Source organism: Paraburkholderia sp. OAS925 (genome assembly GCF_040543975.1).
Taxonomy (GTDB): domain Bacteria; phylum Pseudomonadota; class Gammaproteobacteria; order Burkholderiales; family Burkholderiaceae; genus Paraburkholderia; species Paraburkholderia graminis.
Window position 1 is genome coordinate 2786353 of record NZ_JBEUNO010000002.1, and the last position, 26852, is coordinate 2813204.

Below are 26852 nucleotides of genomic sequence, written 5' to 3' on the forward strand. Positions count from 1 at the left end.
TGAATAACGGTTCTGCGACAGCGAACAGATTCAAAGGCAGCCTGCTTAGGCGATACGCGGATCGAGCCAGGCCTGCAGCAGGTCCACCAGCACGTTAGCGATAATCACCAGCAGCGAAGACAGCAGCAATACGCCGAGCAGCACGCTGAAATCGCGCGCCATCACCGCATCGAGGGCGAGACGGCCAAGGCCTGGCCAACTGAACACAGTCTCAGTGACCGCCGCGCCACCGAGCAACGTGCCGAAGTGAATGCCGACCATGGTCGTCAGCGGCATCAGTGCATTGCGCAGCACGTGACGCACCGTGACACGCCACGGGTGCAGTCCCTTGGCCTGCGCGGTGCGGACGAAATCCTGGCGCTGCACTTCGAGCATCGCCGCGCGCGTGAGCCGCGCGTAGATTGCAATGAAGAACGTCGACAGCGTCGCGGCAGGAAGCAACACGTGTTTTGCCGCATCGGCGAACCAGGCAAAGCCATGCAACTGGACGCCGAGCGTTACGTTCCCGCCGCTCGGCAGCCAGCCGAGGTGCACCGAAAACAGCACGATGGCGAGCAGTCCGATCCAGAATCCAGGCGTCGAATAGAACAGTAATGCCAGCACCGACAGCACACGATCCGGCCACCGGCCTACCCAATGCGCCATGACGGCGCCGAGCGTGACGCCGACCGCGATCGCGAACGTCAACGCCACGCCCATCAGCAGCAGCGTATTGGGCAGGCGTGACAGGATCAACTGCATGACGGGCGCGTCGTAGCGCGGCGAATAGCCGAGGCTGAAGTGCGCAAGATGAGTCAGATACGACCACAACTGATGCAGCACCGGCTGGTCGAGCCCAAACTTCGCACGCAGTACCTGCATCGTCTCCGCCGTCGCCGAGCCGGATTCGCCGGCGAGCACATCGGCGGCGTCGCCGGGCATCAGCTTCAGCAGGAAGAAGTTGAAGATCACGATGCCGATCACGGTCGGCAACACCTGCCACGCTGTCCGCCGCGCGACCGCTCCGAAACGCACACTCCGGCTCATGCTGGATCTCCTGTCACGCGCTGAGAAAGACATCCGCAAGATTGCCCTCGAGGCCCTGCGCGGAAACGGTGTGGTTGCGCACGCGCCGGTTCGCCAGCGTGATCATGCGCGGCGCCACGAGGTTCAGAATGGGCAGATCGCGATACACGATCTGCTGAAACTCCTGATAGAGCGCGACGCGCTTGCCTTCGTCGGTCTCGACGGACGCGCTTTCCAGCAGCCGGTCCACCTCGGCGTTGCTGTAATGCGGCGCATTGGAGAACGGCACGCCCGGGCGGATGTTTTTCGACCAGTACAGACGCTGCACACCGACGCTCGGATCGAACAGCGTATTCACGCCGATACTCGTGAAATCGAACTGACGGTCTGCATAAACGCGTTTCAGGAACGCGGGAAGATCCTGTGAACGCACCGTCACGTCGATACCGACGCGCGCCAATGCGGACTTCACGTAGTCAGCCTGACGGCGATACATATCGCCATAAGGCAGGAAGTCGTGCGTCAGCCGGAAGCGCACGCCGTCCTTGCGCGGATAGCCCGCCGCGTCGAGCAGTTGCTCCGCCTTTGCAATGTCGAACGCATAGGGCGAGAGCTTTGCGTCGTGATAGGGCGATCCCGGTGTGATCGGCGTCGGCGAGATGTCCGCGTAGCCATACGCGATCGTGCGCTGCACGACCTGCGGATTGATCGCATGGGCAATGGCCTGGCGAACTTTGAGGTCCCTGAGGATGGGATGATCGAGATTGAAGTCGATCTCCGACAATGGCTCGAGAAACCGGTAGCCGCGCGTCTCGGTGACGAGTTGCGGCAATTGCGAGAGGCGCGGCAGATCGGTCAACGGCACGGGGTTTTCGCCGCCCAGGTCGAGTGCGCCGGTTTCGAAAGCCGCCGAGCGCGCCGCCGCGTCCGGAATCACCTTGAACACCAGTGCGTCGATATACGGCTTGCCGGCATCCCAGTAGTCCGGATTGCGTTCATAGACGATGCTGGCGCCGCGTGTCCATGACTTGAAGCGGAACGGCCCTGTGCCGATCGGCGCGCTGTTGTGCGGGTTCGTCAACGGATCGCCGCTCGCGTACAGATGCCTGGGCACGATGGGAGATTCGCCTGCGGACAGCGCCTTCAGCAGGAACGGTGCGGGCTTCGACAATTCGATGATCGCGGTGCGGGCATCCGGCGTGACGACGCGTGTCACATTGGCGAAGGTGCTGCGACCGCGTGGGTGCACCGCCTTGAGCAGCTCGATTGAAAACGCAACGTCTGCCGACGTAAAGGGCTGACCGTCGTGCCATTTCACGTTCTGACGCAACGTGAAGCTGTATTGAAGACCGTCGCGACTCACTGCCCACGCAGTCGCAAGTTGCGGCTTCGGTCGCAGATCGAAGTCGTAAGCCAGCAGGCCTTCGAGTACCTTCGAACTGGCGACGAGCGCGGGGCCGGTCGTCTGAAAGATCGAGACGAGGACCGGCGGCTCAGGGTTGATCAGCATGTTCAACGTGCCGCCCCTTCTCGGCGCGACGTTGCCGCTCTGCGCGAGTGCCCATGCAGGCATGCCGGCTGACAGCGTTGCGGCCGTCGAGATCAGAAACTCGCGTCGGTTAAGTCCCGCCATTTGATGCAGATCCTTTTTGTCGATGCGCTGCCTCCGGTTCGAGGGCCTATTCCATCGCCGGCCATGCAGCAACGCACACGATAAAGCCGCTGCCGCGCCAAAAGAACCAACGGTTGCGCATAAGCAAAGCACGACACCGACGATAGAACCAGGCGCGCCTCCGGGAGTTTTCTCATCTGCGCGGCGACTTCTGTCGTTAACGCTTCCCCTTTTTTCGACCGCACAAAGCAAGGCGGGCGCGGCGACCACCTGGTCATCCGCGCCCGCATTTCAACGCCGTTGTATTCAATGCACCTTGGGAAAACCGTGACGTTCTGCGAGCAGGTCCAGAATGCGGCGAGTATCGGTCACGAAGCGCTTGTCGCCCAGCACCTGTGCATCGGCAGGCGCGGGTTGTTCGTCGCCGAAAATCAGCACAGGCAGCCCCTGGTGGTCAGCGTCGAGCGCCGCGACCACTTCAGCGCGCGGACGCGCAAACGCCACCCTGCGAATGTCGAGGCGCGCGTTGCGCGGCGCATCGCTCGCGAGCAGTCCTTCAATGGGCGCGCCCGCCGGACAGATGAAGCGCTCGCCCGGGTACTTCGGGTCGGTGAAGCCCGGTTCCAGCAATAGCAGCAAGTCTCGTCGGCTCATGGTGTTCCGTGACGGCAAGTGGATAAAAACGAGGCACGGCCGCGCTAGAACACGCGACCTTCGGTGAGATGCGTTGTCACGCCGTTCAATTCGTGGTCGCCGATCACTCGCGCTTTGTGAAGCAGCGGATTGTGGCTGAATATGGTGCGTAGATTGCGCCAGTGGCGATCGAAGTTGTGTGAGCGCGCAGTCGCCGACGCACCACCGATTTCGAACAGCCGCTCGGCCGTATGCAGCGCGAGTTTGCTGACGACGAGCTGGGTCTTCGCGGTTGCAAGCGCGCCTTCCAGCACCAGTTCTTCGGCGTTCGCCGCGCCGTTGCGGATCGCATTCGCCGAGCGGTCGAGCGTGCGCGCATTCTGCTGCACGAGCGCGTCGATCGAGTGGCTGTGCGCCGCAATGTCGCCCACCACCTGCTGCACGAAGCCATCTTCGCGTGAAGACGGAGCGGGACTGTGAAGCACCGGACGGCCATGCTGCACGACGTAGCGCCGCGCGTCGGCGAGGATATTCCGCACAATTCCCGCAGCGACGGCAACGAGATGCAACTGTCGCAACGCACCACCGTGCCGACCTGGGAGAGTCCCGTAACCGCGTGCGGAGATCTCGTGCGCAAAGACCTGCACATTGTCGAGCAGAAGACTGCCGCTCGCCGTCATGCGCTGTCCCATGCCATCCCAATCGTCGACGACCTGAAGGCCTTCACGCGATACCGGCACAATGAACGATACGTTTTCGCCGTTCTCGTCCTGCACGTTGATACGCGCATAGTCCGCGAACGCCGTACCGGTCGAGTAATACTTCTTGCCGGTCACGCGGAAATGCTCGCCGTCGCGCACGAGCCTCGTGACAATTTCGCCGGGCCGCGATGTGCCCAGTTCCGTCGATGCGCCGCCGAAAATCGCGCCTTGCCTTACCCGTTCGATCTGCGTGTCGTTGAACGACGAACGCGGCGACAGCAACAGTTGCTCAGTCTGATCGTAGTGAATCCGTAGAGCGTGCGCGACGTTCGACTCGTGAGCTGCCAAAGTACTCACGACATGAAAGAGATCTTCGAGCGATCCGCCAAGGCCGCCCCACTCGACTGGAAATCGCAGCACACCCAGCCCCGATGCACGAAATAGCGCGAAGCGGTCCAGCGGCAATTCGCGCCGCAATTCGCGCCCGGCCGCATCTTCTCCGATTGCCTGCGCGAGCGCGGGCAATGCTGCAAGCGCACTTTCGAGTTTCGAGCGTTTAATGGTGTCCTGAGACGCCTGCATAGACTGGTTTCCTTTTGCTACCGCACACATCTTGAGATGGCCACGGCGGAAGGCCGCGCCACCATCGTTGACGAATTCACGCCGTATACGTGGGTTCGACGCAGCAGTATAGGTGTGCAGCTTTCGAGACAGAACCAGCGAATCAAGCTATGAATATGCGCGATTCCGAAATGCGAATCGCCGATAAGGATTGGTGAATTTGTTATTGGAGTGGCAGGCATCGAGTGCGTACTCGATGCCGGTCAGCGAGCGAGGCGCTCGACTCCATCATGTAGCCGCACCACTGCCGATTGCGAGTAGCGCGGCTTACCCGCGTCGCGGATGGTCAAGAAAGAAGCGAAGCATTTCCGCACTTGCGTCCGGCCCGGCAGGGTCCGTGTAACTGCCTCCTGCGTTCCCGCCTGCCCATGCGTGCCCGGCGCCATGAATGGTCCAGAGTTCTGCGTCGATGCTATCGGCGGAATGCAGTCGGCAGACAGTGCAGGCGCGCCGGCCCTGGTAGATCCGGTGCCCTTCGCTAGGGTCGTCAGGCCGTGCATCGAAGCCGTGCAGAAGCCGGGTGGCATTCGCGATGTTGACTGTGGCATCGGCGTCACCGTGAAAGACGATGATGGGCCGTTTCGGTGACAAGCGCTCATTTTCTGGCGTGTGCCGTGCCCCACGCGGACGTTTGCCCCCTTTCATCGCCGCCAGCGCCGAGGGCAGATCGTGCGCGCACCCTGCCGGAAGACCGGAATGAACGCCGGCCGCGGCGTACAGTTCGGGGTATTCGGCGATCATGATCGCCGCCATTGCGCCCCCCGCAGACATGCCCGCGACATACACGCGCGTGGGATCGACGCTGTGAGTAGAGATGATTTCGCGCGTGATGCCAGCAATCAACGACGGCTCCCCGCGATCGCGCTGCTGATCGTCCGGTTTGAACCAGTTCCAGCACTTTGACGGATTCGCCTGCGGCGGTTGCACCGGATAAGCAACGAGAAACCGATGCCGGTCGGCAAGCGCATTCATTTGTGTGCCTGCTGCGAAGTCGTCGGCGTCCTGCGTGCATCCGTGCAGCATCACCAGCAATGGCAACGGTTCGCCCACGGCCCCCGCTGGCACATACAGCCGATACTGACGGCGACCGGCGGCATTCGCATACGCATGCGTGCCGAAATATCCGCGGTCTTCCACGTCAATGCAGTCTTCTCGTGCGCCACGCGCGGCAGTCTCACTTACGTTTGCAGGAGCGAAATCCGCGGACACTGGGCCGTTTTCTCGTCGTGCCGAGTTATTCGGTGTGCCGATGTCGCCACGCAGCGCGCGTTGTATCGCTTCTGTCGCTTCTGCAACGCCGCGTGTACGCAGCAAGGTCATCGCATCGTGCATCGAGTTCAAAAAGCCTTCATTGAGTTTCATTAATTTCCCACTTTCTGATGTTGGCTTCGGCCTCAGGCGGCTAGAGAATTCTGCCGGCGAGCGCCGCCTTGACGGCAGGCGAAGCGTGAAAGGCACCCAGCACGACGACGCTTTCGATAGTCGCCAGCGCGAGTTCCGGGGAAACGTCGGCAGCAATGCTGGCCAACCCAAGGACCTGAATATTCAGACGCTCGTGCGCGGCCTGGAGCGCCTCCAGATCTTGCCTGGAAAAACGCTGGAGCCCGAGCACCAGCGAACGACGCGCAACCGTTTCCCGCACGACCCCCGCATGCAGCGCGAGCTGGTTGCGGATTGCCGTTCGGATCAGGTCCGTCCGGTTCGAATAAAAGCCTTCCTCGACGAGCAGATCGATCTGCCCGAGGTCGACGGGGCCGAGGTTGATCGTGATTTTTTCCGACTCGCCGCCTGCCGGACGCGGCGTTACGACAGCAGACTGCTTTTTCATTTTTCCATCCGTCCACCATCCAATGGGATGGTTATACGCGGGTTTGCCGGAGGGCGCAACGCATAAAAAGCGGGCCAGAGGCGATGGGCGCGACGTCGTTGTGCACCGGAGGGCGAAGGGTTTGCCGGGGGAAATAACAGCAGCCGGTACGGCGGCATGGCTACCGCGTGAGCGTGAGGTGTGGCCCGCCGCCTGCAGCCGGCGAGCACGCGAGATGGCTCTGGCCCGAGCACCAGAAAGTCGAAGCCGCCCCTCGGATTCGGACGGCACGGTTCATTGCGGCAGACCGTAGGGGCGTCGGCCCGTCGGCTCTGCGGTCCGCCGTTGCACGCCTATTCCTGGTGACAATGCACCTTGAAGTGTCTCAGCATGGCGGGCCCGAACGCGTTGCTAATGGCCACATCGGCCGCATCACGACCATATGCCATCAGAATGCGCCCAATGCGCGGTGCGTTGTTGCGAGGGTCGAACGTCTGCCAGCTACCTCCCACGTAGGCCTGAAACCAGCCCGCGAAATCCATCGGCGCCTCTACCGGCGGCAGGCCAATGTCGCTGATATAGCCGGTGCAGTAGCGCGCCGGAATATTCATTGCACGGCATAGCGTGACGCCGAGATGCGCAAAGTCCCGGCAGACGCCTGTGCGTTCGCGGTACACATCGACTGCGGTTTTGGTCGCTCGCGCGTGTCCGTAGTCAAACCGGATATGCCGGTGCACGAAATCGCAGATTGCGAGAACCGTCTCGCGGCCCGGCGGACACTGCCCAAAGATTTTCCACGCAACATCGACCAGCAGATCGGTTTCGCAGTAGCGACTGCCCAGCAGGAAAACCAGCGTCTCGTCGGGCAACTGTTCAACCGGATCGCGCCGACCGTCGATAGGCCGCGTTTCCATCGACTCCGGCACGTTCAGCAGCGCCGTCGTGCTCAGTCCAATCCGGCCGGCGGGCGCGACGATCCGGCTGCACAGGTTGCCGTAGCCATCGCGATACTGCCTGATCGGCACCGGCGGATCGGTAACAAGCACGTCCGCCACAAGAATATCCTTCGCATGCGAAGAATGCGTGTTCAACATCAGCATCATCGGCGTCGGTCCTGGACACTCGAACGACAGCTCATATCCGACGCGAAGCTTCATCAGAGCTCCTGGTTTAACTGATCGTTGGGAGGTGCTGCGGCAGGCATTCCAAAGTGGTGGGGATGTCTGCAATAACATCATCCCACGATGCGGGGCGCTTCGCCCTGCATCAAAAACAATCGCATGCCGGTGTTGCCGGTTGGGCAGCACTTTATGAAGAATCGCCACCTATCGCCACCTCGCCGCGGCTAATCGGATGTTTGCCTGCCGGGATGCTCCCCGGCAGTCAGTCTTTGCCAGACGCCGGACGATCACACCATATTGCGCTCGGGGGCGTCCCGCGTCTGACCGGGTGATTCTCCGACCACCCGATTCCTTCCCGCTCGCTTCGCTGCATAGAGCAGGTGATCGGCGCGCGCCAGCAGCGCCCTCAAGTCCTCACCGGGCCGGTAGCGCGCGATGCCAGCACTGGTCGTGACGCGAAGCGTAGCCTCGATCTCATCGAAGCGCGAAGACTCCAGCACAGTGCGTAAGCGCTCGGCGATCTCATACGCGAATTTGTCGTCAGCACCGGGCAGCAGAAGCACGAACTCCTCGCCGCCGATGCGCGCGACCACATCTTTCTCGCGCACCGCGGCGCGCAGGATTGCGGCGAACTGGCGCAGCACCGCATCGCCGGCCGCATGCCCGTAACGGTCATTGATGGACTTGAAGTTGTCGATGTCGAAAGCGATCAGTGTGAGCGGATAGCTTCGCCGGTCCGCGACGCGCCGGCCCGCCAGGCGTTCAAACGCGCGTCGGTTCAACGTTTCGGTGAGCGAATCGAGATCGCGTTCGAGAGTCAGCCGGTCGATTACGTCCGACATCGCGGCGGCCAGCAGCACGAGCCCCAAGACAGCGCCCATCAGGGCGAGCGACAACTGTAGCAAGACCCAGAAAATGGTTCGCGCGAATGGCGCAGTGCTATGCGGCAAGGGTTGGATCGTGGTGAGCGACGTTCTGATGAAAAAGCTGACGCCGAAGATCAGCAGCAACCCAGAGGAGAACGTGGTTGATGATGCGGCCATTGCAGTGTTTCCTGAAACGGATCGCGGTAAACAACATCAACAGCCCGGCGCTGAAATTCAGAATGTAGATACGCACCAGCAGGTTCGGCGTCACGAAGGAGAAGTAATACATGCCGGCCAGCACCAGCACGAACATCAGAGCATGCGTCACCAGTCGCAGGTGGAGCCCGGCCCTGCGCATCACACCTTCCGCCAACAGTTGAATGCTCAACGCATAAAACGTTGCCGATACAAGAGCGTTCAATTGCCATTCATCCGGCAGGTGGCAGATCTGCACGGCCGAGCCGAGTGCAAAAGCAGCAAACGAAGCGGCAAGAAGGCGCAGATAACGCAGTCGTCGATCATAGAACCATGCACACGCAAAACCGAATGCAAAGACGGCGGTGATGCCTGGAATGATCAATTGAATAAGTTGATTGGGCGTTATCTGAACGGACATCTAGCTCGTTCTCCGCTGCCGGCTACGACACCGACGTGCCTACGAGTTCGCGTTGCGAGGTCCCATTCTAAAGGCGCTGCAACCGTCGGGAGAACGTGCAGATGCGAAGACAGCCGTTGGTCTTCCGGTTGACTTCTGCGTGCCCCTCCGGCAAACGACATGGCTGGCCATTCACCGGGCTCGACTTGCCGCATGCGGCTATCGACCGGTCACTTCTAGCGATACGTCCACGATTTCCGGCTCGTAGACGCTTGCAAGCGCAGTCCGGGGAATCCGGTTATGTGATCGCCGCCCGGCAGCCTCGCCGCGGCGCGTGCATCGAAGGGCGTTCTTCCTCCGGCGTAGGACTCGCAGCTCCGCCCTATTCGTTCTCGTCGAAGTAATGCCCAAACTTCAACTGCTTCGTGCGGATATAGCGCTCGTTTTCCTCGCGCATCGGAATCGCGAGCGCGACGCGTTCGCACACCGGAATGCCGTGCTTGGACAGCGTGTCGAACTTCTCGGGATTGTTGCTCATCAGCCGGACCGAGGTGACTTTCAGCGTGCGTAAAATGCCCGCCGCCGAATCGTATTCGCGTGAGTCGTCCGGTAGGCCAAGATCGAGATTGGCCTCGACCGTGTCGCGCCCCTGCTCCTGCAGCGCATAAGCGCGAATCTTGTTCGAGAGGCCAATGCCGCGGCCTTCGTGGCCGCGCAGATAAAGCAGCACGCCGCAGCCTTCGGCGGCGATATAGCGCAGCGCGAGATCGAGTTGCTCGCCGCAATCGCAGCGATATGAGCCGAGCACGTCGCCCGTCAGGCATTCGGAGTGCAAACGGGTCAGCACCGACGACCTGTTCGCGACGTCGCCCATCACGAGCGCAAGATGTTCGGCGCCGCTGTCGACCACGCGAAACACATAAGAGGTGAACGTGCCGTAGCGCGTGGGAAGCGTGGCGGTGGCGTCGAGAACGACGCATTCGCCGTTGATTGCGCCGTCTGCCGCAGGCGACGGATCGTGAGACGTGAGCATGGCGTTAGACAGTGGTGCTGGACATGAACCCGATGAAACCGGGGATAAGGTACGGACAGGAGTTTACCGCTAATCGGCGCACCGCACCCGGATGCCCATGCATGGCGCACGGTTCTTGCACCACCAGAGCGCAAGCGCGAGACGCAACGCGCAATACGCTTCACGCGATCGCAAAGCGCGCGCAAAAGCGCGCGGCCGCCGCGCGCTACATGAATTGCGTGCGTTGCGCGCTCCAGGTATTCCCGGACACACTCGCTGGCGCGTCGCGCCTATACTGGAATCGCCTGTCACCGACAGCCCGCCGCGCCGGCGTGCTGCACTGCTGCACTGCGAAAGGGAGCCGCTCCATGACAACCGTTGCACAGCTGCTAAAAACCAAACCAAACACGACCGTTTATACGATCGGAGCCGACGACTCCGTCTATGAAGCGATCAGGCTGATGGCTGACAAAGGCATCGGCGCACTGGTCGTGACGGACGGCGACAGCATCGCGGGAATCATCACCGAGCGCGACTACGCGCGCAAGGTCGTGCTGATGGACAGGTCGTCGAAGGCCACGCCGGTACGCGAGATCATGAGCAAGGCGGTGCGCTTCGTGCGCCCGGATCAAACCACCGACGACTGCATGGCGCTCATGACCGAGCGGCGCATGCGCCACTTGCCGGTGATCGAAAACGACAGGCTCATCGGCATGGTGTCGATCGGCGACCTCGTGAAGAACATCATCGCCGAGCAGCAGTTCACTATCCAGCAGCTCGAGTTCTACATCCACGGCGAGCGTCCCTGACGGGCCACGCCTCTTGCCTACCCGCCGGTTTTAGCCGCAAAAAAAGCCCAATCGCTGAACGGTTGGGCGAAGCTACCTTGCGGCAGCGGAGGTTCCTCGATTCTGGTCAGCCCATTTGAACCAGGGGCTATAGGGATCGTGTGTCTAGCGCCTGCTTCTGCAAGCGCCAAAGTGCGCTCACGTATGCGTGCTGGGCGAACTGAGATCCGCATCGCTAGCTGCGGCGCGCCGCTTTTATCGCGGCGCGCTCGCTGCTATCGCAGATGACATTTCTACTGCCACCAGCGCAAACCAGCTACGAACTCAACTTCCCAACTTAATTGCCGAAATACACCGACTTCGCGCCGGTCATCGACTCACGCACGCCGCCCGATTGCGACGAGCCGCTCGTCGTGCCGCCATAGCCGCTCGTGTCCGCGACCGGCAACTGCGTTTGCGCGACTGCCGGGTTTTGCTCCTGCACGCGACGTTCCGCGGCCTGGATGTCGGCCGGATAGTACGGGTCGTTGCTGACCGACGGGTTGTAACCCGCGCGCTCCAACTGAATCAGTTCGTTGCGCACTTCGGCGCGCGTGACCGGTTGCTGGCTCGACTGCGCGAACGACGCGACCGGAGCGGCGAGAACGGCTGCAATGGCGACTGCCTTGATAAGCGATTTCATGATTATTACCTCCAGACCTGGTTTTATTTGCCGCGCTTGCCACACCATGTGGAAGCGAGTGATTCCAGTCTAGTCATCGATTCACCAAGGGAAAACACCTATTTGTGAGATACATAATTGTCGTCACTGAAAAAGTGCGGCGAAGTTTCCGGCGATAGCAATGCGCGGCGCATCGACCGCGTAATAATTGGGCAGCGCGTAGCCGCGTGTAGCCTTCGCTTTGGAACAAGCGCGCCGACGTGCAGACCTTGCCGCAACGGCTTTGCACGCGGTCAGATTTGCGGACCGTCGCCGAGGTCCGCGTGCGGCGCAACCAGCAGCTTGCGCGGTCCGCTCACGAACGCGCTGCCGGGCTCGAAAAAGCGCAACGGCCGATGCATCTCGCGCGACAGGCCAATGCGCGTCGTCACGCCGACCGGCACGTCGCCTGTCTCGATGACGCCGATCCACAAATCGCGGCCGGTGCACAAATCGCGGCCGTCGAACGATTGTCCGATGCCGAGCGCCACAGTCAGCCGGCCGGGCCCGCGCGCGAGATCGCGCAGCGGCACGCCGGGACGGCGCGCTTCCATCAGCGGCAGACCTTCGAGCGGCTCGATCGCGCGGATCAGAATGCCGGCGCCTACGTCCTCCGCTTCGGCGGACATGTTGAGCATGTACGAGAGACCGTAGGTGAGCCGGACGTACGCATAGCCGGGCGCGAGGAACATCGAGCCGTTGTGCGGACGCCGTCCGATAAACGCATGGCTCGTCGAATCGCCCACCGGATACGCCTCCGTCTCGACGATGCGGCCGCTCATGCGCCCTTCCGGCACGTCGTGAACGAGATACTTGCCGATCATGAAGCGCGCGAGTTGCGTCGCGCCGACGGGCAAATCGTCACGCGACAAGGGGATGATGGGAAGCGACGGTTTGCGCATGCATTGGGCCTTTGTCTTTGCGTCGGTTTTGGCGTCGAGTTTTGCGTCGGAGGGTGCATCAGTGGGTGCGTTCATTTATGCCCCGATTCGCGCATGTTGCGCAAGCGCCGGGGCGCACGCACCATCTCAGAGCGCCAGACTATGCAGTCACACATCGCGGCCCATCGTCGCGAGCGTTGTAGCGACGCCTCACTTCCAGGCAGCGGCAGCCTCATTCTGGAACCAATTGGAGTATCGTGTCTTTCGGCCCGCAGTGCGCCTCGCCGGCCGCGCGCTTCGGCCGCATCCGCAGCATCCAGCAGTCTCTGTCAACCTGAAGCATCCGCAAGACCCGCAGCAACGTCCTTTCCGTTCCATTGCGCTTTACCGTAGTCCAGCACACGTTCCCGCAAGGGGACGAATTATTCACGACAAGGAGAAATTCGCATGAAAGCATCCACGGCAATGAAGATGGTCGGCGGCGCGCTGATCGTACTGGCATCGCTCAACGCATCCGCGCAAAGCAGCGACGCGGCGGCCGCACCGGCAGCGGCGGCATCATCGTCGGCGACAACCGGCAAGCAGGCCAAGGCCGCCAACCGCGCGCTCGGGCGCAAGGTGCGCAGCGCGCTCGCCAAGACCAAGGGCGTCAGCGTCGCGAACATCAACGTCCGTGCACGCGGCGGCGCTGTGACGCTGGCCGGCACGGTGCCGGACCAGTCGCAAGTCGACCTCGCCACGCAAGCGGCGCAAGGCGTGGCAGGCGTGACGTCGGTCAAGAACGCACTGACGGTTCGGCCGGTCGGGCAGTAAGGCTCGGGCCGGCGCGTGATCGCGCCGGCAGTCGCATGGTCGGATGCCCACGTCCGGTTGCAAGGACGTTGGCATCCGCCAGACCTGAAGCCTCGATTGCATCGCCCGCGTGTTTAGAATCGCATGCTGTTCCGCGGGCCGGGAACACTCACAGAAGTCACAGAAATCACCGAAGTCACAGACCAACCAGCCGATGACCATGTCTGCAACCGTCTTGCCCCGCTGGACTCTGGCCGTGCCGTTCGTCGCGTGGATCGTGCTCGGCGCGTCCTACGCGTTGCCGGGCAACGGGCTGCTGCTCGCGCTGGTGGGCATCGCGCTGTGCGCGGCGGTATTCGCGGCCGTGCATCACGCGGAAGTGGTCGCGCATCAGGTCGGCGAACCCTTCGGCACGCTGGTGCTCGCGATCGCGGTGACCGTGATCGAAGTCGCGCTGATCGTGTCGGTCATGCTGACAGCCGGTCCCGAGAAAGCGGGCCTCGCGCGCGATACGGTGTTCGCCGCCGTCATGATCGTATGCAACGGAATCGTCGGGATGTGCCTGCTGGTGGGCGGCATTCGCCATCGCGAGCAGGATTTTCAGATTCGCGGCGCGGCTGCGGCGCTCGCGGTGCTCGCGTCGTTATCGGTGCTGACGCTCGTCATGCCCAACTACACGACGACCAACGTCGGCCCCATGCTGTCGTCGTCGCAACTGGCGTTCGCGGGCGTGTCGTCGCTCGTGTTGTACGGCGTGTTCGTGTTCGTGCAGACGGTGCGGCATCGCGACTATTTTCTCGCCGACGTGTCCGACGAAGACGTGCATGCCGCGCCGCCTGGCGCACGGCTCGCGCTGACGAGCGGCGGCTTGCTGCTGGTGTGCCTCGTCGCCGTCGTGCTGCTCGCCAAAGTGCTGTCGCCGGTTGTCGAGACGGCCGTTGAAAACGCGGGCGCACCGGCGGCGGTGGTCGGCATCGTGATCGCCGCGCTGGTGCTGCTGCCCGAAGGTCTCGCCGCGGTGCGCGCGGCGCGCGCCGACCGCTTGCAGAACAGCCTGAATCTCGCGCTCGGCTCGGCGCTCGCCAGCATCGGCTTGACGATTCCGACGGTGGCCGCCGTGTTTCTGACGACGGGGCAACCGCTCGTGCTCGGCATCAACGGCAAGGAAACGGTATTGTTGGTGCTCACGCTGCTGGTCAGCACGCTGACGATCAGCACCGGCCGCACGACGATCCTGCAAGGCGCCGTGCATCTGTCGCTGTTCGCCGCCTACCTGTTTTTATCGTTCGCGCCCTGACACACGCCGTCGCGCGACGGCGCCCTCGCCTACTCTTCCCAATGCGCCGCGATCCAGTCGCGAAACAGACTCAGCTTGTGCTGATGCGCGACTGAATCCGGATAGACGAAGTAGTAGCGCCAGCCGGTCTTCAGCACCGTATCGAACGGCCGCACGAGACGCCGCGCGGCTACATCTTCGTCGATCAGCGCGAGGTCGCTGATCGCCACGCCGAAGCCTTGCAACGCCGCGTTGGTCGCCATGTCGAGCGTGTCGAAGCTCGGGCCGTGCTCTGCGTCGATCGCGCGCGCGTCGGCCGGGTCCGCCTCGGCGACCCTCGCGAGCCACATCTTCCAGTCGCGATGATCGCGCGTCGGATGCAACAGCGTATGGCGCGCGAGATCCGCGACCGATGCCAGCGGCTTGTCCTTCAGCAGATCGGGCGCGCAAACGGGCGTTAGACGCTCCTCGAAGAGCGGCACGGATTGCACGTCCGCACCCGGCGACGAACCGTAAATGATCGCCGCGTCGAACGGCTCGAGCTGGAAGTCGACGTCGTGCTGCCACGTCGTGGTGATCTGCACATGCAGCTCGGGATACTCGGTCTGAAAGCGCATGATCTTCGGCAGCATCCAGCGCATCACGCAGGTCGGCACCTTCAGCGCGAGGTCGGTGCGCTGCCGCGTGAGCCGCAGCGAAATCTCTTCGATACGCGCAAAGCTTTCCTTGACCGCGGGCAGCAGCAACTCGCCTTCGGCGGTGAGCGTGAGGCCCTTCGCGTGACGCTTGAACAGCGGAAACTTGTAGTAGTCCTCGAGCGCGATGATCTGCCGGCTCACCGCGCCCTGCGTGAGACACAGATGATCGGCCGCGCGCGTGAAGCTGCGATGGCGCGCGACGGTTTCGAAAATTTGCAGCGCGTTGAGCGGCGGAAGACGTCGCATCGACATATCGGGATCAGAAAAAGTCATTGAGGCGGCGCGGCGAACTGCTGTCCGGCCACGCCTTCCAACCCCACAGGATACGCGATCGCGCGTCGCGCCACGAGTTGCGGCGGACCCTGGCTGCATGCACTGCGCTCATACGTCCAACGATTCATCGCGCCGCGCGCGTCGCCGCGCAACTGCCGGCGGGCGATGCGGCGAGCATGAGCTTACGTCATGGCCTCCATGCGCATATTTCGTTTGTTGAGGGATTTTGGCAAACCTAGAGTCCACTTCATCCTTCCACCTCATCCATCTCACTCCAATAAGCGTTTTTCGACAGAGGACACACCATGAACCAGCACCAGCCCATTCAATCGACCGCCCGCCGCGCGTTCGCCACGCTCGCCGCGGCCCTCGCGTTCACCGCCGCGGGCGCGCTCAGCGCGTTCTCGCCCGCCGCGCATGCCGATGCGCTCGACAACATCGCGAAGACGGGCACGGTGCGCATCGGCGTGTTCATGGACTATCCGCCGTTCGGCTCGATCGGTCCGGACATGAAGCCGATGGGCTACGACATCGACGTCGCCAATCTGATCGGCCGGGCGCTTAACGCCAAGGTCGAACTCGTGCAGGTGACGGGCGACAACCGCATGGCCTATCTCGCGGACCACAAGACCGACATGCTGCTGTCGGTCGGCCAGACGCCGGAACGCGAGAAGGTGATCGACTTCTCGAAGCCCTACGCGCCGTATTACCTCGCCGTGTTCGGCCCCAAAGCGCTGCCCGTGAAGAACGCCGCCGACCTCGCCGGCAAGTCGATTTCAGTCGCGCGCGGCACGCTGGAAGACCTGAGCGTGACGAAAATCGCGCCGCCCAGCGCGAACATCAAACGTTTCGACGATCCCAACGGAGCAATTTCGGCGTTTATTTCTGGTCAGGTACAGTTGATGGTGGTCGGCAACGACGTCGGCGCCACGATTCTCGCGCGTCATCCCGCGAACGATCCCGAGCAGAAGTTTTCGTTGTTCAGCTCGCCGGATCACGTCGGTTTGAACAAGAACGAGCCGCGTCTGAAGCAGAAAGTCGACGAAACCATCGCTAAGGCTCGCAGCGACGGCACCATGAACGCGATCTCGCAGAAATGGCTGCGCACGCCGCTGCCCGCCGATCTCTGAATTTACCGCCCGGAGTTTGACCTCACGATGAGCGCCACGCCATGACCTATGCGTTCGATTTCAGCGGCTTCGGCCTTTATGCGGGCATGCTCGCGCGCGGCGTCGCGGTCACCCTGGGGCTGACCGCGATCTCGACGTTGCTCGGCGCGCTCGTCGGCATCGCCGGCGCGAGCGTCGCGGTGGCCGGGCCGAAGTGGGCGCGCTGGGTCGTGGCGAGCTATGTCGAACTGATCCGCAATACGCCGTTCATCGTGCAACTGTTTTTTGTGTTCTTCGGCCTGCCGACGCTCGGCATTCATATCGACGAAATGCAGGCCGCGATTCTCGCGATGACAGTGAACCTCGGCGCCTATGCGATCGAGATCGTGCGCGCGGGCATCGATTCGATCTCGCGCGGCCAGGTACAGGCGGCGCAGGCGCTCGGCCTGCATGGACGCCAGGTGTTTCGCTATATCGTGCTGCCGCAGGCGCTCGCCAATGTGTTCCCCGCGCTGCTGAGCCAGGTGCTGATCGTGATGCTCGGCTCGGCGGTCGTGTCGCAAATCTCCGTGCCGGACCTCACGTACGCGGCCAACTTTGTCCAGTCGCGCAACTTCCGCTCGTTCGAGAGCTACCTGATCATCACCGCGACGTATCTGCTGCTGTCAATCGTGCTGCGGCAAATCCTCAACCGGTTCGGACGCGGTCTGTTCGCGGGGCGCGCGGCGCGCGGCTCGGACAGCGCGCCTCGCGCCTGGCGCAGCCGCCTGATGTGGCGCGCCGCCCGCACTGTACCGACGGAGCGTTGATCATGGTCGAATTCACGCTGTGGGACATCGCCCGTAATCTGCTGCTCGCCGCGCGCTGGACCGTGCTGCTCTCGCTGATCGCTTTCGTCGGCGGCGGCGTCTTCGGATTGATCCTGCTCCCGATGCGCGTGTCGCCGATCGCCTGGCTGCGCCGCATCGTCGTGCTGTATGTGGAAGTGTTCCAGGGCACGCCGCTGCTGATGCAACTGTTTCTCGCGTTCTTCGGCTTGCCGCTGGTGGGCGTGGACGTGTCGCCGTGGGTCGCGGCGACCGTCACGTTGACGCTGTACACGAGCGCGTATCTGGTCGACATCTGGCGTGGCTGCGTGGAAGCGGTGCCGCGCGGTCAATGGGCTGCGGGCGCGAGTCTCGGCATGACGTTCGCGCAGCAATTGCGCTATATCGTCTGGCCGCAAGCGCTCAAAATCGCAGTCGCGCCGACGGTCGGTTTTCTCGTGCAGGTGGTCAAGAGCACGGCGCTCGCGTCGATCATCGGCTTCACGGAATTGACGAAGACCGGCACGATGATCACGAACGCGGCGTTCCGGCCGTTCCCAATCTACGGCATGGTGGCCATGATCTACTTCGCGATGTGTTTTCCGTTGACGTGGTATGCGCGTGTGCTCGAAAAGCGCAACAAGGTTGGTCAACACCGTTAGCCGCGTCTTTGCAAGCGACACAACAAAAAGCGTCAACCGCCGAAAGACGGTTGACGCTTTTTTCATGCTCGGCCGGTTTGAGTAACTACTGCTAGCGGGCCGCTTGAGTCGACTTGCGCAGCTTCGTCACATCGGCTGCGGTCACGGCCGGCGCGCCGTTGTTCCAGCCGGCGCGCACGAACGTCAACACGTCGGCGATCTGCTGGTCGGTCAGCACCGGCGCGTACTTCGGCATCGGATACGGCGCGGGAATGCCGCCGATCACCAGATCTTCGGTGCCGTTCAGCGTCACGTTAATGAGCGACGACGCGTCCTTCTCCAGCACGTTCGGATTGCCGGCCAGCGGCGCGAGCATCGGCGCGAAACCGCGTCCGTCGACGCCGTGACAATGCATGCAATACGCGGTGTAGACGCGCGCGCCGGCGTCGTTCGCGGGACGGTTCAGCGACACCTTCGTCGCCTGCGGATCGTACGTGTAAGGCGGCGCGCCGTTGCCGCCCGCCGGCGGCAGCGATTTCAGATACGTCGTCATGGCCGCGATGTCGGTATCGTTCAACGCCTGCGTGCTGTTGTTGATCACGCTCGTCATCGAGCCGAACGCCGTGGCGTGACGATTCGCGCCGGTCTTCAGGAACGCCTGCAAGTCCTGATCGTTCCAGCGTCCCAGGCCGACGTTATGCTCGCCGGTCAGGTTGGTCGCGAACCAGCCGTCGAGCAGGCTGCCGGTGAGAAACGCGCTGCCGCTTTCGTCGAGCGCCTTCTCCTGGAACGCGATGCCGCGCGGCGTGTGACACGAGCCGCAGTGGCCGAGCCCCTGGATCAGATACGCGCCGCGATTCCATGCGACGTCCTTGCCCGGCTTGTTCTGATACACGCCTTTCTCGAGGAATACCATGTTCCAGAGCTTCAACGGCCAGCGCATGTTCATCGGCCATGCGATGTCGGCCTCGCGATTCGCCTGCTGCACTGGCGTCACGCCGCTCATGAAGTACGCGTACAGCGCCTTCATGTCGTCGTCGTTGACCTTGGCATACGACGGATACGGCATCGCCGGATACAGGTTGTGCCCGTCTTTCGCGACGCCTTCGCGCATCGCCCGCGCAAAGTCCTGCTCCGTATAGCCGCCGATGCCGGTTTGGGAGTCCGGCGTGATGTTGGTCGTGTAGATCTGACCCATCGGCGTGTTCATCGGCAGGCCGCCCGCGAACGGCTTGCCCTTCGGCGCCGTGTGGCAGGCGGCGCAGTCGCCGGCCTTCGCGAGATAAGCGCCGCGCTGCACGAGCGCGGGATCGAAAGCGGATGATGTTGCCGCTGCTGCCGCCGATGCCTGCATCAGCAACGGCAGCGCCACGCTCAGTGCCGCGCCGAAACCCTTGAGTATGTTTTTCATGTCGGGCTCCCGTTAAGCGGTTTGCAACTGGCTGCCGACCGGCAAATGCCGCAGCCGCTTGCCGGTGGCCGCGAAGATCGCGTTGGTCAGCGCCGGCGCGAGCGCCGCCGTGCCAGGCTCGCCGATGCCGCCGGGCGCCTCGCTGCTCTTCACGATATGCACGTCGATAGGCGGCGTCTGGTCGATACGCAGCATCCGGTAGTCGGTGAAGTTGTTCTGCTGCACGCGGCCGTCCTTGATCGTGATCTCGCTGTAGAGCGCGCCCGTAATGCCGAAGATGATGCCGCCCTGCACCTGCGCCTCCACCGTGTTCGGATTGACGACCATGCCGCAATCGACCGCGCAAACCACGCGCTTGACCGCCACCTCGCCCTGCTCCACGGCGACATCGACGATGATCGCAAAGTAGCTGCCGAACGCATGCATGACCGACACGCCGCGCCCTTGCCCCTTCGGCACCGCGCTGCCCCAGTCGGCCGCCTGCGCCGCGACGTTGAGCACGTTCAGCGCGCGCGGCGTCTTGCCGAGCAGATCGCGCCGGTATTTGACGGGATCGACCTTCGCCTCGGCCGCGAGTTCGTCGATGAAACTCTCCACCACGAACGTGCTGCGGGTGGGACCGACGCCGCGCCAGAACGCGGTGGGAATAGCGTGCGGTTCCTGGCGCACGTAGTCGACGAGCTGGTTCGGCAAGTCGTACGGCAGGTCCGACGCGACCTCGACCGCGTCGGGGTCGAGCCCGTTCTTGAACGCGGGCGGCGCGAAACGCGCGAGGATCGACGAGCCGACGATGCGGTGCTGCCACGCGAGCGGCTTGCCGTTCGCGTCGAGACCGGCGGAGATCTTGTCGTAGTAGTACGGGCGGTACATGTCGTGCTGGATGTCTTCTTCGCGCGTCCACAGCACCTTCACGGGTGTCGACACCTGCTTCGCGATCTTCACTGCCTGCGTGACCATGTCGAATTCGAGCCGCCGCCCGAAGCCGCCGCCGATCAGATGGTTATGCACGATGATCTTGTCGGCGGGCAAGCCGGTGACGGCCATCGCCGCGTCGCGCACGCGCGTCGGCACCTGCGAGCCAAGCCAGACTTCGCAACTGTCCGCGCGCACGTGCACCGTGCAATTGATCGGCTCCATCGTCGCGTGCGCGAGAAACGGCTGCTGGTAGATCGCATCGACGCGCGTCTTCGCGTTCGAAAACGCGTGCACCACGTCGCCGTCCTTGCGCGCGACCGCGCCATTGCGTTGCGACGCGTTGGCCAGATCGTCGACGATCTGCTTCATCGACAACTTCGCGTCCGCGCCTTCGTTCCACTTGATGTCGAGCGCCTGCAACCCGCGTTTGGCGGCCCACGTGTGATCGCCGATCACGGCCACCGCGTTGTCGATCTTCACCACCTGACGCACGCCGGGAATCTTCTTCGCGTTGGTATCGTCGACGCTCGCCAGCGTGCCGCCGAACACCGGACAGTTCGCGATGGCCGCGTAGACCATGTCGGGCACGCGCACGTCGAGGCCGAACATCGCGGTGCCGTCCACTTTCTCCGGCGAATCGAGCCGCTTGACCGCCGTGCCGATGATCTTGAAGTCTTTCGGGTTCTTCAGCGGCACGTTCTGCGGCGCGGGCAGTTTGGCAGCCGCCTCGACCAGTTGACCATAGCCGATGCTGCGATTGCTCGCCGCGTGGATGACCTGGCCGGCCTGCGCATGACAGCTCGCGGCGTCGACCTGCCATTGCTGCGCGGCCGCGCTCACGAGCAGCGTGCGCGCGGTCGCGCCGGCGCGGCGCATCGGCTCCCATGCATAGCGGATCGACGTCGAACCGCCGGTGAGCTGGCCGCCGAGCAGCGGGTCGGTGAAAAGCTTTTCGTCCGGCGGCGCGTGGTCGAGCGTGACCGTGTCGAGCGGCACTTCGAGTTCTTCTGCAATCAGCATCGGAATCGACGTGTACACGCCCTGGCCCATCTCGACCTTTGGAATCACCAGCGTGACCTTGCCTGCCGTGTCGATCTGGATGAACGCGTTCGGTGCGAACACGCCGTTCTGCGGCGCTTCGTTTGCGTCGCCGCCGATCACCGACTTGCCGCTCTTCTGATCCTGACTGACGGCCGGCAGGCTGAAGCCGAGCAGCAGACCGCCGCCCGCCGCCGCGCCGACGCTCACGCCGAACTTGAGGAACGTGCGGCGCGACACGCCGCGCGCTTCATCGGCTTCGGCTTGCGGGCGCTTCGCGCCTTTGTATGCATCGAGCAATCCCTGGGACATGTCAGACTCCCTTCGCCGCGTGCTTGATCGCCGCGCGAATGCGGTTGTAGGTGCCGCAGCGGCAGATGTTGCCGGCCATCGCGGCGTCGATGTCCGCATCGCTCGGATTGGGATTGCTTGCGATCAGCGAGGCCGCCGACATCACCTGCCCCGACTGGCAATAACCGCATTGCACGACGTCCAGTTGACGCCATGCCTGCTGCACTTTCTGGCCGGCCGGCGTGTTGCCGACTGCTTCGATCGTCGTGATCTTCTTGTCGCCGACAGCCGCCGCGGGCAACACGCACGAACGCACCGCCACGCCGTCGAGATGAACCGTGCACGCGCCGCATTGAGCGATGCCGCAACCGAACTTCGTCCCGGTCAGGCCGACGAGATCGCGCAGGACCCACAACAGAGGCATGTCAGGCGGCGCATCGACGGTATGCGTTTCGCCGTTGATATTGAACGTTGTCATGAGCGGTTCCTTGTCGAGTTATGTTTTATCAGCCTGTTTAGAACGGGACGCCGATCAAAACGCAACGACTTGCCGCGTTTATTCGAGAGCCCGGACTAATGCGCAATGCCGATGCGCGGCTTCGCCAATGCGTCGCCGCACGACTTCGGACCAGGCATTGCGCGAGTGTGCTGTGAGGGTCCGGCGATTGTAGCCGTGCATTAAGAAATTCGCCTGCACCCCGGCATGCGCCGTTGCGAAGGCGCCGAAGGCGGTTCGTCGCCCGCAATTTTGCTAGCATGACGCGACTGCACTGACTATCTGACTATCCGAAGGAGACGCATCATGAACGACCCGCAATGCACCCAATTCCTCTCGGACATCCGCAAGCCGCTGCTCGCGCTGCATAAGGCGATACTCGATCACGAACGCGCGGCCTATGAAAAAGAATTCGGCCCGGTCACGCCGGCGGCTTTTCTGCAGGTGCTGATCAACGGTTCCGGGTTTCGCTGGCTGACGCCGCTGTCCACCATCATTGCGAACGTGGACGAGATACTCGACGACAAGGAAGCCGATGCCGCCGACCGGCTCGCCGCGGTCGAAGCCGTCACCGGTCTCTTTTCCGCCGATCAGCCGAACAACAGTTTTCTGCCGCGTTATCTGCCGCTGCTGCAGGCCGACCCGGGCATCCTGCATCTGCATGGCCAGGTCTCGCAGGTGTTGCGCGGGGCGCAGACGAAGTAGGTCTGAGTCGAGCGCGCTGCGTTTGGGCTCCCGGATTTCCTCACCGTTAAATGTGGGTGAGCTTGCGGAGTTTGGGGCGGTGAGGCGTCGCGGTTTAGGCGCGACCTTCATTGTTGTATAGAGGATTACCAGGCTTTCTTCAACGTACGCGTGGAAAATCGCTGTATTTGAAGGTGATTCGTGCGCGATTCGCAAGGATCATCGACGCTGTGTGTTCGAACGAGCATGCGGCCTGAGTGCAGCGAAGCATGGCATCGGCTGAATTGCCTGGTTTTGCTGAACAAATCAATGGTGAGCTTTTGCGGGAAGTGCTTGCGCGTTCCATTGTCCTTGGTGCGTCCTGCAGCCAATCACAAGCCCTGTTAAGGTAAGCGGACCTCGTCACCACCGATCACCGCCATGACCGACTGGCCGCTTCCCGAGACCTACACGTTCCGCGATCAAACCGTGCGCTTCAATGTGACGGGCACCGGGCCACCGCTCGTACTCGTGCACGGCACGCCGTTCTCATCGTACGTGTGGCATCGCATCGCGCCGCATCTGGCGCAGATTCGCACGGTGCACTATTACGATCTGCTCGGCTACGGTCAGTCGGAGATGCGTGACGGCCAGGACGTGTCGCTTGGCGTCCAGAACGCCTTGCTCGCGGAGTTGCTCGCGCATTGGCAATTGAAGAGCCCGGATGTAATCGCGCATGACTTCGGCGGAGCGACTTCGTTGCGCGCGCATCTTATCGACGGCTGCGACTATCGCAGCCTGACGCTGATCGATCCGGTCGCGCTGGCGCCGTGGGGCTCGCCGTTCGTGCAGCATGTGCGCCGTCACGGCGATGCGTTCGCCGGTTTGCCGCCGTATATTCACGAAGCCGTAGTGAACGGCTATGTGCGCGGCGCGATTGCACGCGACATCACGGATGAAGAACTCGCGCCGTACGTCACGCCGTGGCTCGGCGCGACGGGACAAGCCGCGTTCTACCGGCAGATCGCGCAAATGGATCAGCGCTATACCGATGAAGTCGAATCGCGCTATCCGCAAATGCGTTGTCCGACGCAGATTCTGTGGGGCGAAGAGGATCAGTGGATTCCGCTCGAGCGCGGCCGGCGTCTGGCCGCGCTGATTCCTCACGCGCGCTTTCAGGCGGTGCCGCGCGCGGGCCATTTGATGCAGGAAGACGCGCCCGAGGCGATCGTCGCGGCGGCGCTGCGGTGGCTCGACTGAGGCCACCCACAGCACAGCCGCGCGCTGCGTTTAGCCGCGTCCTTGCGGCAGATACGGCATCGGATCGACCGGTTTGCCGTCGCGGCGCAACTCGAAACCGACCGACACGCGCGAGTTGTTTTCGTCGCCCATCTCGGCGATCTGCTGGCCCTGTCGAACGATCTCGCCGGTTTTGACCAGTAGCTTGCGGTTATGCGAGTACGCGGTCAGGAAGTCCTTGTTGTGCTGCACGATGATCAGACTGCCGTAGCTGTTCAGGCCCGTGCCGGCATACATGACTTTGCCGTCGGCGGCCGCGCGAACCGGATCGCCCGCCTTGCCGCCAATCTCGATGCCGCGCGTCTCGCCCGGCTGGAAGGCTTCGACGACCCGGCCGCCCGCGGGCCATGCCAACGACAAGCCGTTTGCATGACGCATGCTTTGTTGCGCGACTTCGCGGGCTTCGGCGGCGCTGGGACCGGGCGAAGGCTGCGCGATAGCTGCCGATGGCGCCGACGCCTGCGCGCCAGACGCACTCGACGCCGCCGCAGCTTTTGCCGCAGCCGCATTAGCCGCATTAACCGCCTGCACGGTCTCCGGCGATGCGACGCGCAACACCTGGCCGTTCTTCAATCGCGACGACGCCTTCAGGCCGTTCCATGCCTGCAACTGCTTGACGCTGCAATGATGGCTCTGCGCGATGCGCGCGAGCGTGTCGCCGCGCTTCACCCGATAAACGAGCGGCGGCGCCTTTTTGAGGGGCGCAGCCAGAGGCGTGTCGCCCGAAGCGGCCGCACTCGCCGACGCGGACGTCCCCGCCGTGCCTTGCAGATTCGCCGCGCCTGCCGCGGACACACCCGAAGCGGCTGCTGCGCCGGTCTGCGCGCCCGGCTGCCCGACGCCGGCGCAACCGCTCATCGCGAGCGCGAGCCAGGCGCCGGCGATGCCTGCCATCACTGCTCTATCGAAACCCTTTCCCATCATGTTCGGCTCCTGCTTGTTCTGTAGGCGGGCCGGACGCCGCCTTGCCGCCTGCACGCGCGCGTCGCGCTGACGCGCCGCCGTTCGCATCGCGGCCTGGCGAGCGTGCTGGCACCCTCACCGTTGTATTGCCGGCTGGCCTTGTTCGTTGCATCGCTCCGTACGTCGAATCTTCGCGCGGGCGACGGCGGATTCCGGCGCTTACACAGCCACTTTTCCGCGGACGGCCAGACTACGATTAAATTTCCAGCCGGATTGTAAAGTGCGATTAACAGAAAACGCGTGCGCCACACAGTCTGATACAAACGTTACCAACAGCGTCTGCGTGTCTCGTTGTGCGCACAACCACGCGGCAAAACCGGGCCGCATGGGCAGTGCCATCGACGCCATCTGCTTAACGGCACGCCCGCGCGAGAACTTGAATTGCCGGTTCGAAAAACGCGATGGTGCTTGCGCGGAGCGCGCGGCGAGCCGCTAGCTGTAGTAATGCCCCGCGTATGACACATAGCCCACGGGGTGATGAGTAAAGTGGAGCACGGGCAGTACAGGGTTGGAGTTGTCGTCGGTGGGATAGGCGCTTGCCTCGGGGATGTATTCGCCCTGCGCCTCGATGGGCTGCCCGGCTTGGAGTCCGGGGATCTCCTCGGCAAGCCCTTCGTTGTCGCCGAACCGCACCGCAATGAACACCTCGGTGCCGACGAGGTTCTGCGTGCCGCCTTCGAACTTCAACACCTTGTCGATCTTCACAATCAGGTGCTGATGATTTGCGCCGTGGTGGTTGTCCGGGCTCGCGAACACCTTCGTGATCGTGCCTTGCACGCAGGCAAGCGGCGCACCGAGCGAATGAACATAGCGATGATGAGGAAGGATCTGCGTCGCGCGATTGCTCATGAAATCTCCGTGGAAGAAGCCAGGCTGAGACGGCGGAAGAACAGGCGCATGCGGGCCTGCTGCGCGATCCGTTTGAGCGGCTCGACGGGCGGGAGTTCAGGGCGCGTGCCGATGCGATTGCAGCGGCCAACCTCTACGCGCGCACAACCGTCAGGCCCAGCGCTTCGAAAGGCGCGGTAAGTGTCTCGGCCGTGCCGCGTTCCACCACGATCGTGCTCGCCGCCGATACGTCCGCGATCCGGTACGCCGACGCCGCATTGAGTTTCTCCGCCGATGCGAGCACCACCGTCTCCGCCGCGTGCTCCGCGAGCGCGCGCTTCACGTACGCTTCCTCGATGTCGCCGGTGCTGAGGCCGGCTTGCGGATGCACCCCCGTCACGCCCATGAAGTACAGATCGGCGCGGATATGGCTGAGCGCTTCGATGGCGGCCGCGCCGACATTGACCATCGAATGCCTGAAAAGCCGGCCGCCGATCATCACCACTTCCAGTTGCGCATGCCCGGCGAGTTCGACGGCGATGCTCGGGCTATGCGTGACGATCGTCGCACGCAAGTCACGCGGAAGGTGTCGCGCGAGTTGGACAGCAGTCGTGCCGCCGTCGACGAACGCGATTTGCCCCGGCGCGATCATGCCCGCCGCGGCGCGCCCGATCGCCGCCTTCGACGCCGATTCGATCCGCTCGCGCCCGGCGAGATCCACCGCTGCCGGCGACGCCGGCAAAGCGCCGCCGTGCACGCGCTGGAGCTGCCCTTCCGTCGCGAGTTCGCGCAGATCGCGGCGGATGGTGTCCTCGGACACGTCGAACTCCGCGCTAAGCGTCTTGGCGACGACCTGCCCGTCGCGCCTGAGCGCCTCGAGGATCAACTGTTTTCTCTGCGATGTAAGCACGCTCGTCTCCGGCAGACGAATCGCGCGATCCGTCCGTTGCACGAAATTCCTTGTTTTTGCACGATACTGCACTATACCATGATTCGCGTGTCGGCCTAACC

Annotated in this window: 27 protein-coding genes and 1 pseudogene; 8 read left to right on the top strand and 20 right to left on the bottom strand. The window is 63.1% G+C overall.

Annotation, left to right across the window (positions count from 1 at the left end):
- Nucleotides 1-45 precede the first annotated feature (45 nt).
- The 11 genes and pseudogenes from ABIE53_RS31175 to ribA form a co-directional block, all read right to left on the bottom strand.
- Nucleotides 46-1026, bottom strand: coding sequence for an ABC transporter permease (locus ABIE53_RS31175; RefSeq protein ID WP_006051633.1), 981 nt, complete (start codon nucleotides 1024-1026; stop codon nucleotides 46-48).
- A gap of 13 nt (nucleotides 1027-1039) precedes the next feature.
- Nucleotides 1040-2638, bottom strand: coding sequence for an ABC transporter substrate-binding protein (locus ABIE53_RS31180; RefSeq protein ID WP_006051634.1), 1599 nt, complete (start codon nucleotides 2636-2638; stop codon nucleotides 1040-1042).
- A gap of 285 nt (nucleotides 2639-2923) precedes the next feature.
- The gene (locus ABIE53_RS31185) at nucleotides 2924-3271 is read right to left on the bottom strand and encodes a DUF3088 domain-containing protein (protein ID WP_006051635.1); all 348 of its coding nucleotides are present in this window, start codon (nucleotides 3269-3271) and stop codon (nucleotides 2924-2926) included.
- Between the two features lie 44 nt (nucleotides 3272-3315).
- Entirely contained in the window at nucleotides 3316-4533 is a 1218-nt protein-coding gene (locus ABIE53_RS31190; protein WP_192700278.1) for an acyl-CoA dehydrogenase family protein, read from the bottom strand.
- A 306-nt stretch (nucleotides 4534-4839) separates the two neighbouring features.
- Nucleotides 4840-5934, bottom strand: coding sequence for an extracellular catalytic domain type 1 short-chain-length polyhydroxyalkanoate depolymerase (locus tag ABIE53_RS31195; protein ID WP_192700279.1), 1095 nt, complete (start codon nucleotides 5932-5934; stop codon nucleotides 4840-4842).
- Nucleotides 5935-5974: 40 nt separating this feature from the next.
- Complete coding sequence (locus ABIE53_RS31200; protein WP_053860455.1) at nucleotides 5975-6400, bottom strand: ribbon-helix-helix domain-containing protein; 426 nt, start codon at nucleotides 6398-6400, stop codon at nucleotides 5975-5977.
- Between the two features lie 332 nt (nucleotides 6401-6732).
- Entirely contained in the window at nucleotides 6733-7536 is an 804-nt protein-coding gene (locus tag ABIE53_RS31205; protein ID WP_006051639.1) for a transglutaminase-like domain-containing protein, read from the bottom strand.
- Between the two features lie 251 nt (nucleotides 7537-7787).
- Nucleotides 7788-8510: a GGDEF domain-containing protein gene (locus ABIE53_RS31210; RefSeq protein WP_376916657.1), complete on the bottom strand. Its 723-nt coding sequence runs from the start codon at nucleotides 8508-8510 to the stop codon at nucleotides 7788-7790.
- Nucleotides 8440-8982 (bottom strand): diguanylate cyclase, encoded by a 543-nt coding sequence (locus tag ABIE53_RS31215; RefSeq protein ID WP_376916659.1) that lies wholly within the window; start codon nucleotides 8980-8982, stop codon nucleotides 8440-8442. The genes ABIE53_RS31210 and ABIE53_RS31215 overlap by 71 nt, the downstream gene beginning before the upstream one ends.
- 146 nt (nucleotides 8983-9128) lie before the next feature.
- Nucleotides 9129-9347: pseudogene (locus ABIE53_RS31220) on the bottom strand (hypothetical protein); the annotation flags it as partial.
- The gene (gene ribA / locus ABIE53_RS31225; RefSeq protein WP_053860284.1) at nucleotides 9344-9994 is read right to left on the bottom strand and encodes a GTP cyclohydrolase II; all 651 of its coding nucleotides are present in this window, start codon (nucleotides 9992-9994) and stop codon (nucleotides 9344-9346) included. The pseudogene ABIE53_RS31220 and the gene ribA, both read right to left, overlap by 4 nt.
- A 347-nt stretch (nucleotides 9995-10341) precedes the next feature.
- Here ribA and ABIE53_RS31230 point away from each other — a divergent pair, with 347 nt between their 5' ends.
- Complete coding sequence (locus ABIE53_RS31230; RefSeq protein WP_006053012.1) at nucleotides 10342-10782, top strand: CBS domain-containing protein; 441 nt, start codon at nucleotides 10342-10344, stop codon at nucleotides 10780-10782.
- A 316-nt stretch (nucleotides 10783-11098) separates the two neighbouring features.
- Here ABIE53_RS31230 and ABIE53_RS31235 read toward each other — a convergent pair whose 3' ends face one another.
- Together ABIE53_RS31235 and ABIE53_RS31240 are read right to left on the bottom strand one after the other, a co-directional pair.
- The gene (locus ABIE53_RS31235; RefSeq protein WP_006053013.1) at nucleotides 11099-11443 is read right to left on the bottom strand and encodes a DUF4148 domain-containing protein; all 345 of its coding nucleotides are present in this window, start codon (nucleotides 11441-11443) and stop codon (nucleotides 11099-11101) included.
- A 272-nt stretch (nucleotides 11444-11715) separates the two neighbouring features.
- Nucleotides 11716-12363 carry a DNA-3-methyladenine glycosylase gene (locus ABIE53_RS31240; protein ID WP_029968764.1) on the bottom strand — a complete coding sequence of 216 codons (648 nt, stop codon included), beginning with the start codon at nucleotides 12361-12363 and terminating at the stop codon, nucleotides 11716-11718.
- A gap of 426 nt (nucleotides 12364-12789) precedes the next feature.
- Here ABIE53_RS31240 and ABIE53_RS31245 point away from each other — a divergent pair, with 426 nt between their 5' ends.
- Together ABIE53_RS31245 and ABIE53_RS31250 are read left to right on the top strand one after the other, a co-directional pair.
- Entirely contained in the window at nucleotides 12790-13155 is a 366-nt protein-coding gene (locus ABIE53_RS31245; RefSeq protein WP_029968762.1) for a BON domain-containing protein, read from the top strand.
- A gap of 193 nt (nucleotides 13156-13348) precedes the next feature.
- Nucleotides 13349-14431: a calcium:cation antiporter gene (locus tag ABIE53_RS31250; RefSeq protein WP_006053016.1), complete on the top strand. Its 1083-nt coding sequence runs from the start codon at nucleotides 13349-13351 to the stop codon at nucleotides 14429-14431.
- A 29-nt stretch (nucleotides 14432-14460) separates the two neighbouring features.
- Here ABIE53_RS31250 and ABIE53_RS31255 read toward each other — a convergent pair whose 3' ends face one another.
- Nucleotides 14461-15354, bottom strand: a complete 894-nt coding sequence (locus ABIE53_RS31255; RefSeq protein ID WP_053860858.1) for a LysR substrate-binding domain-containing protein — start codon at nucleotides 15352-15354, stop codon at nucleotides 14461-14463.
- A gap of 332 nt (nucleotides 15355-15686) precedes the next feature.
- Between ABIE53_RS31255 and ABIE53_RS31260 the strand changes: the two genes are divergently transcribed.
- From ABIE53_RS31260 to ABIE53_RS31270, 3 genes are read left to right on the top strand one after another with little or no spacing between them, the layout of a single operon-like run.
- Nucleotides 15687-16511, top strand: a complete 825-nt coding sequence (locus ABIE53_RS31260; RefSeq protein ID WP_029968758.1) for a transporter substrate-binding domain-containing protein — start codon at nucleotides 15687-15689, stop codon at nucleotides 16509-16511.
- 41 nt (nucleotides 16512-16552) lie between these two features.
- Nucleotides 16553-17299: an amino acid ABC transporter permease gene (locus tag ABIE53_RS31265; RefSeq protein WP_029968756.1), complete on the top strand. Its 747-nt coding sequence runs from the start codon at nucleotides 16553-16555 to the stop codon at nucleotides 17297-17299.
- A 2-nt stretch (nucleotides 17300-17301) separates the two neighbouring features.
- Complete coding sequence (locus tag ABIE53_RS31270; protein ID WP_192700281.1) at nucleotides 17302-17958, top strand: amino acid ABC transporter permease; 657 nt, start codon at nucleotides 17302-17304, stop codon at nucleotides 17956-17958.
- Nucleotides 17959-18049: 91 nt separating this feature from the next.
- Here the strand turns inward: ABIE53_RS31270 and ABIE53_RS31275 are convergent, their stop codons facing one another.
- The 3 genes from ABIE53_RS31275 to ABIE53_RS31285 are packed head-to-tail and all read right to left on the bottom strand — an operon-like array spanning nucleotide 18050 to nucleotide 22070.
- On the bottom strand, nucleotides 18050-19348 hold the full coding sequence (locus tag ABIE53_RS31275) for a cytochrome c (RefSeq protein ID WP_192700282.1): 1299 nt from the start codon (nucleotides 19346-19348) through the stop codon (nucleotides 18050-18052).
- Nucleotides 19349-19360: 12 nt separating this feature from the next.
- Nucleotides 19361-21613, bottom strand: coding sequence for a xanthine dehydrogenase family protein molybdopterin-binding subunit (locus ABIE53_RS31280; protein ID WP_192700283.1), 2253 nt, complete (start codon nucleotides 21611-21613; stop codon nucleotides 19361-19363).
- A gap of 1 nt (nucleotide 21614) precedes the next feature.
- Entirely contained in the window at nucleotides 21615-22070 is a 456-nt protein-coding gene (locus tag ABIE53_RS31285; RefSeq protein WP_006053023.1) for a (2Fe-2S)-binding protein, read from the bottom strand.
- Nucleotides 22071-22394: 324 nt separating this feature from the next.
- Between ABIE53_RS31285 and ABIE53_RS31290 the strand changes: the two genes are divergently transcribed.
- Together ABIE53_RS31290 and ABIE53_RS31295 are read left to right on the top strand one after the other, a co-directional pair.
- Complete coding sequence (locus ABIE53_RS31290; protein ID WP_006053024.1) at nucleotides 22395-22793, top strand: hypothetical protein; 399 nt, start codon at nucleotides 22395-22397, stop codon at nucleotides 22791-22793.
- A 399-nt stretch (nucleotides 22794-23192) separates the two neighbouring features.
- Nucleotides 23193-24011: an alpha/beta fold hydrolase gene (locus tag ABIE53_RS31295; protein WP_192700284.1), complete on the top strand. Its 819-nt coding sequence runs from the start codon at nucleotides 23193-23195 to the stop codon at nucleotides 24009-24011.
- A 30-nt stretch (nucleotides 24012-24041) separates the two neighbouring features.
- Here the strand turns inward: ABIE53_RS31295 and ABIE53_RS31300 are convergent, their stop codons facing one another.
- The 3 genes from ABIE53_RS31300 to ABIE53_RS31310 all read right to left on the bottom strand — a co-directional run bounded on the left by ABIE53_RS31300 (nucleotide 24042) and on the right by ABIE53_RS31310 (nucleotide 26751).
- Nucleotides 24042-24974 carry a peptidoglycan DD-metalloendopeptidase family protein gene (locus ABIE53_RS31300; protein WP_371027891.1) on the bottom strand — a complete coding sequence of 311 codons (933 nt, stop codon included), beginning with the start codon at nucleotides 24972-24974 and terminating at the stop codon, nucleotides 24042-24044.
- Nucleotides 24975-25445: 471 nt separating this feature from the next.
- The gene (locus ABIE53_RS31305; RefSeq protein WP_029968743.1) at nucleotides 25446-25862 is read right to left on the bottom strand and encodes a hypothetical protein; all 417 of its coding nucleotides are present in this window, start codon (nucleotides 25860-25862) and stop codon (nucleotides 25446-25448) included.
- A gap of 133 nt (nucleotides 25863-25995) precedes the next feature.
- Nucleotides 25996-26751: a DeoR/GlpR family DNA-binding transcription regulator gene (locus ABIE53_RS31310; protein ID WP_192700349.1), complete on the bottom strand. Its 756-nt coding sequence runs from the start codon at nucleotides 26749-26751 to the stop codon at nucleotides 25996-25998.
- Between the last annotated feature and the right edge of the window lie 101 nt (nucleotides 26752-26852).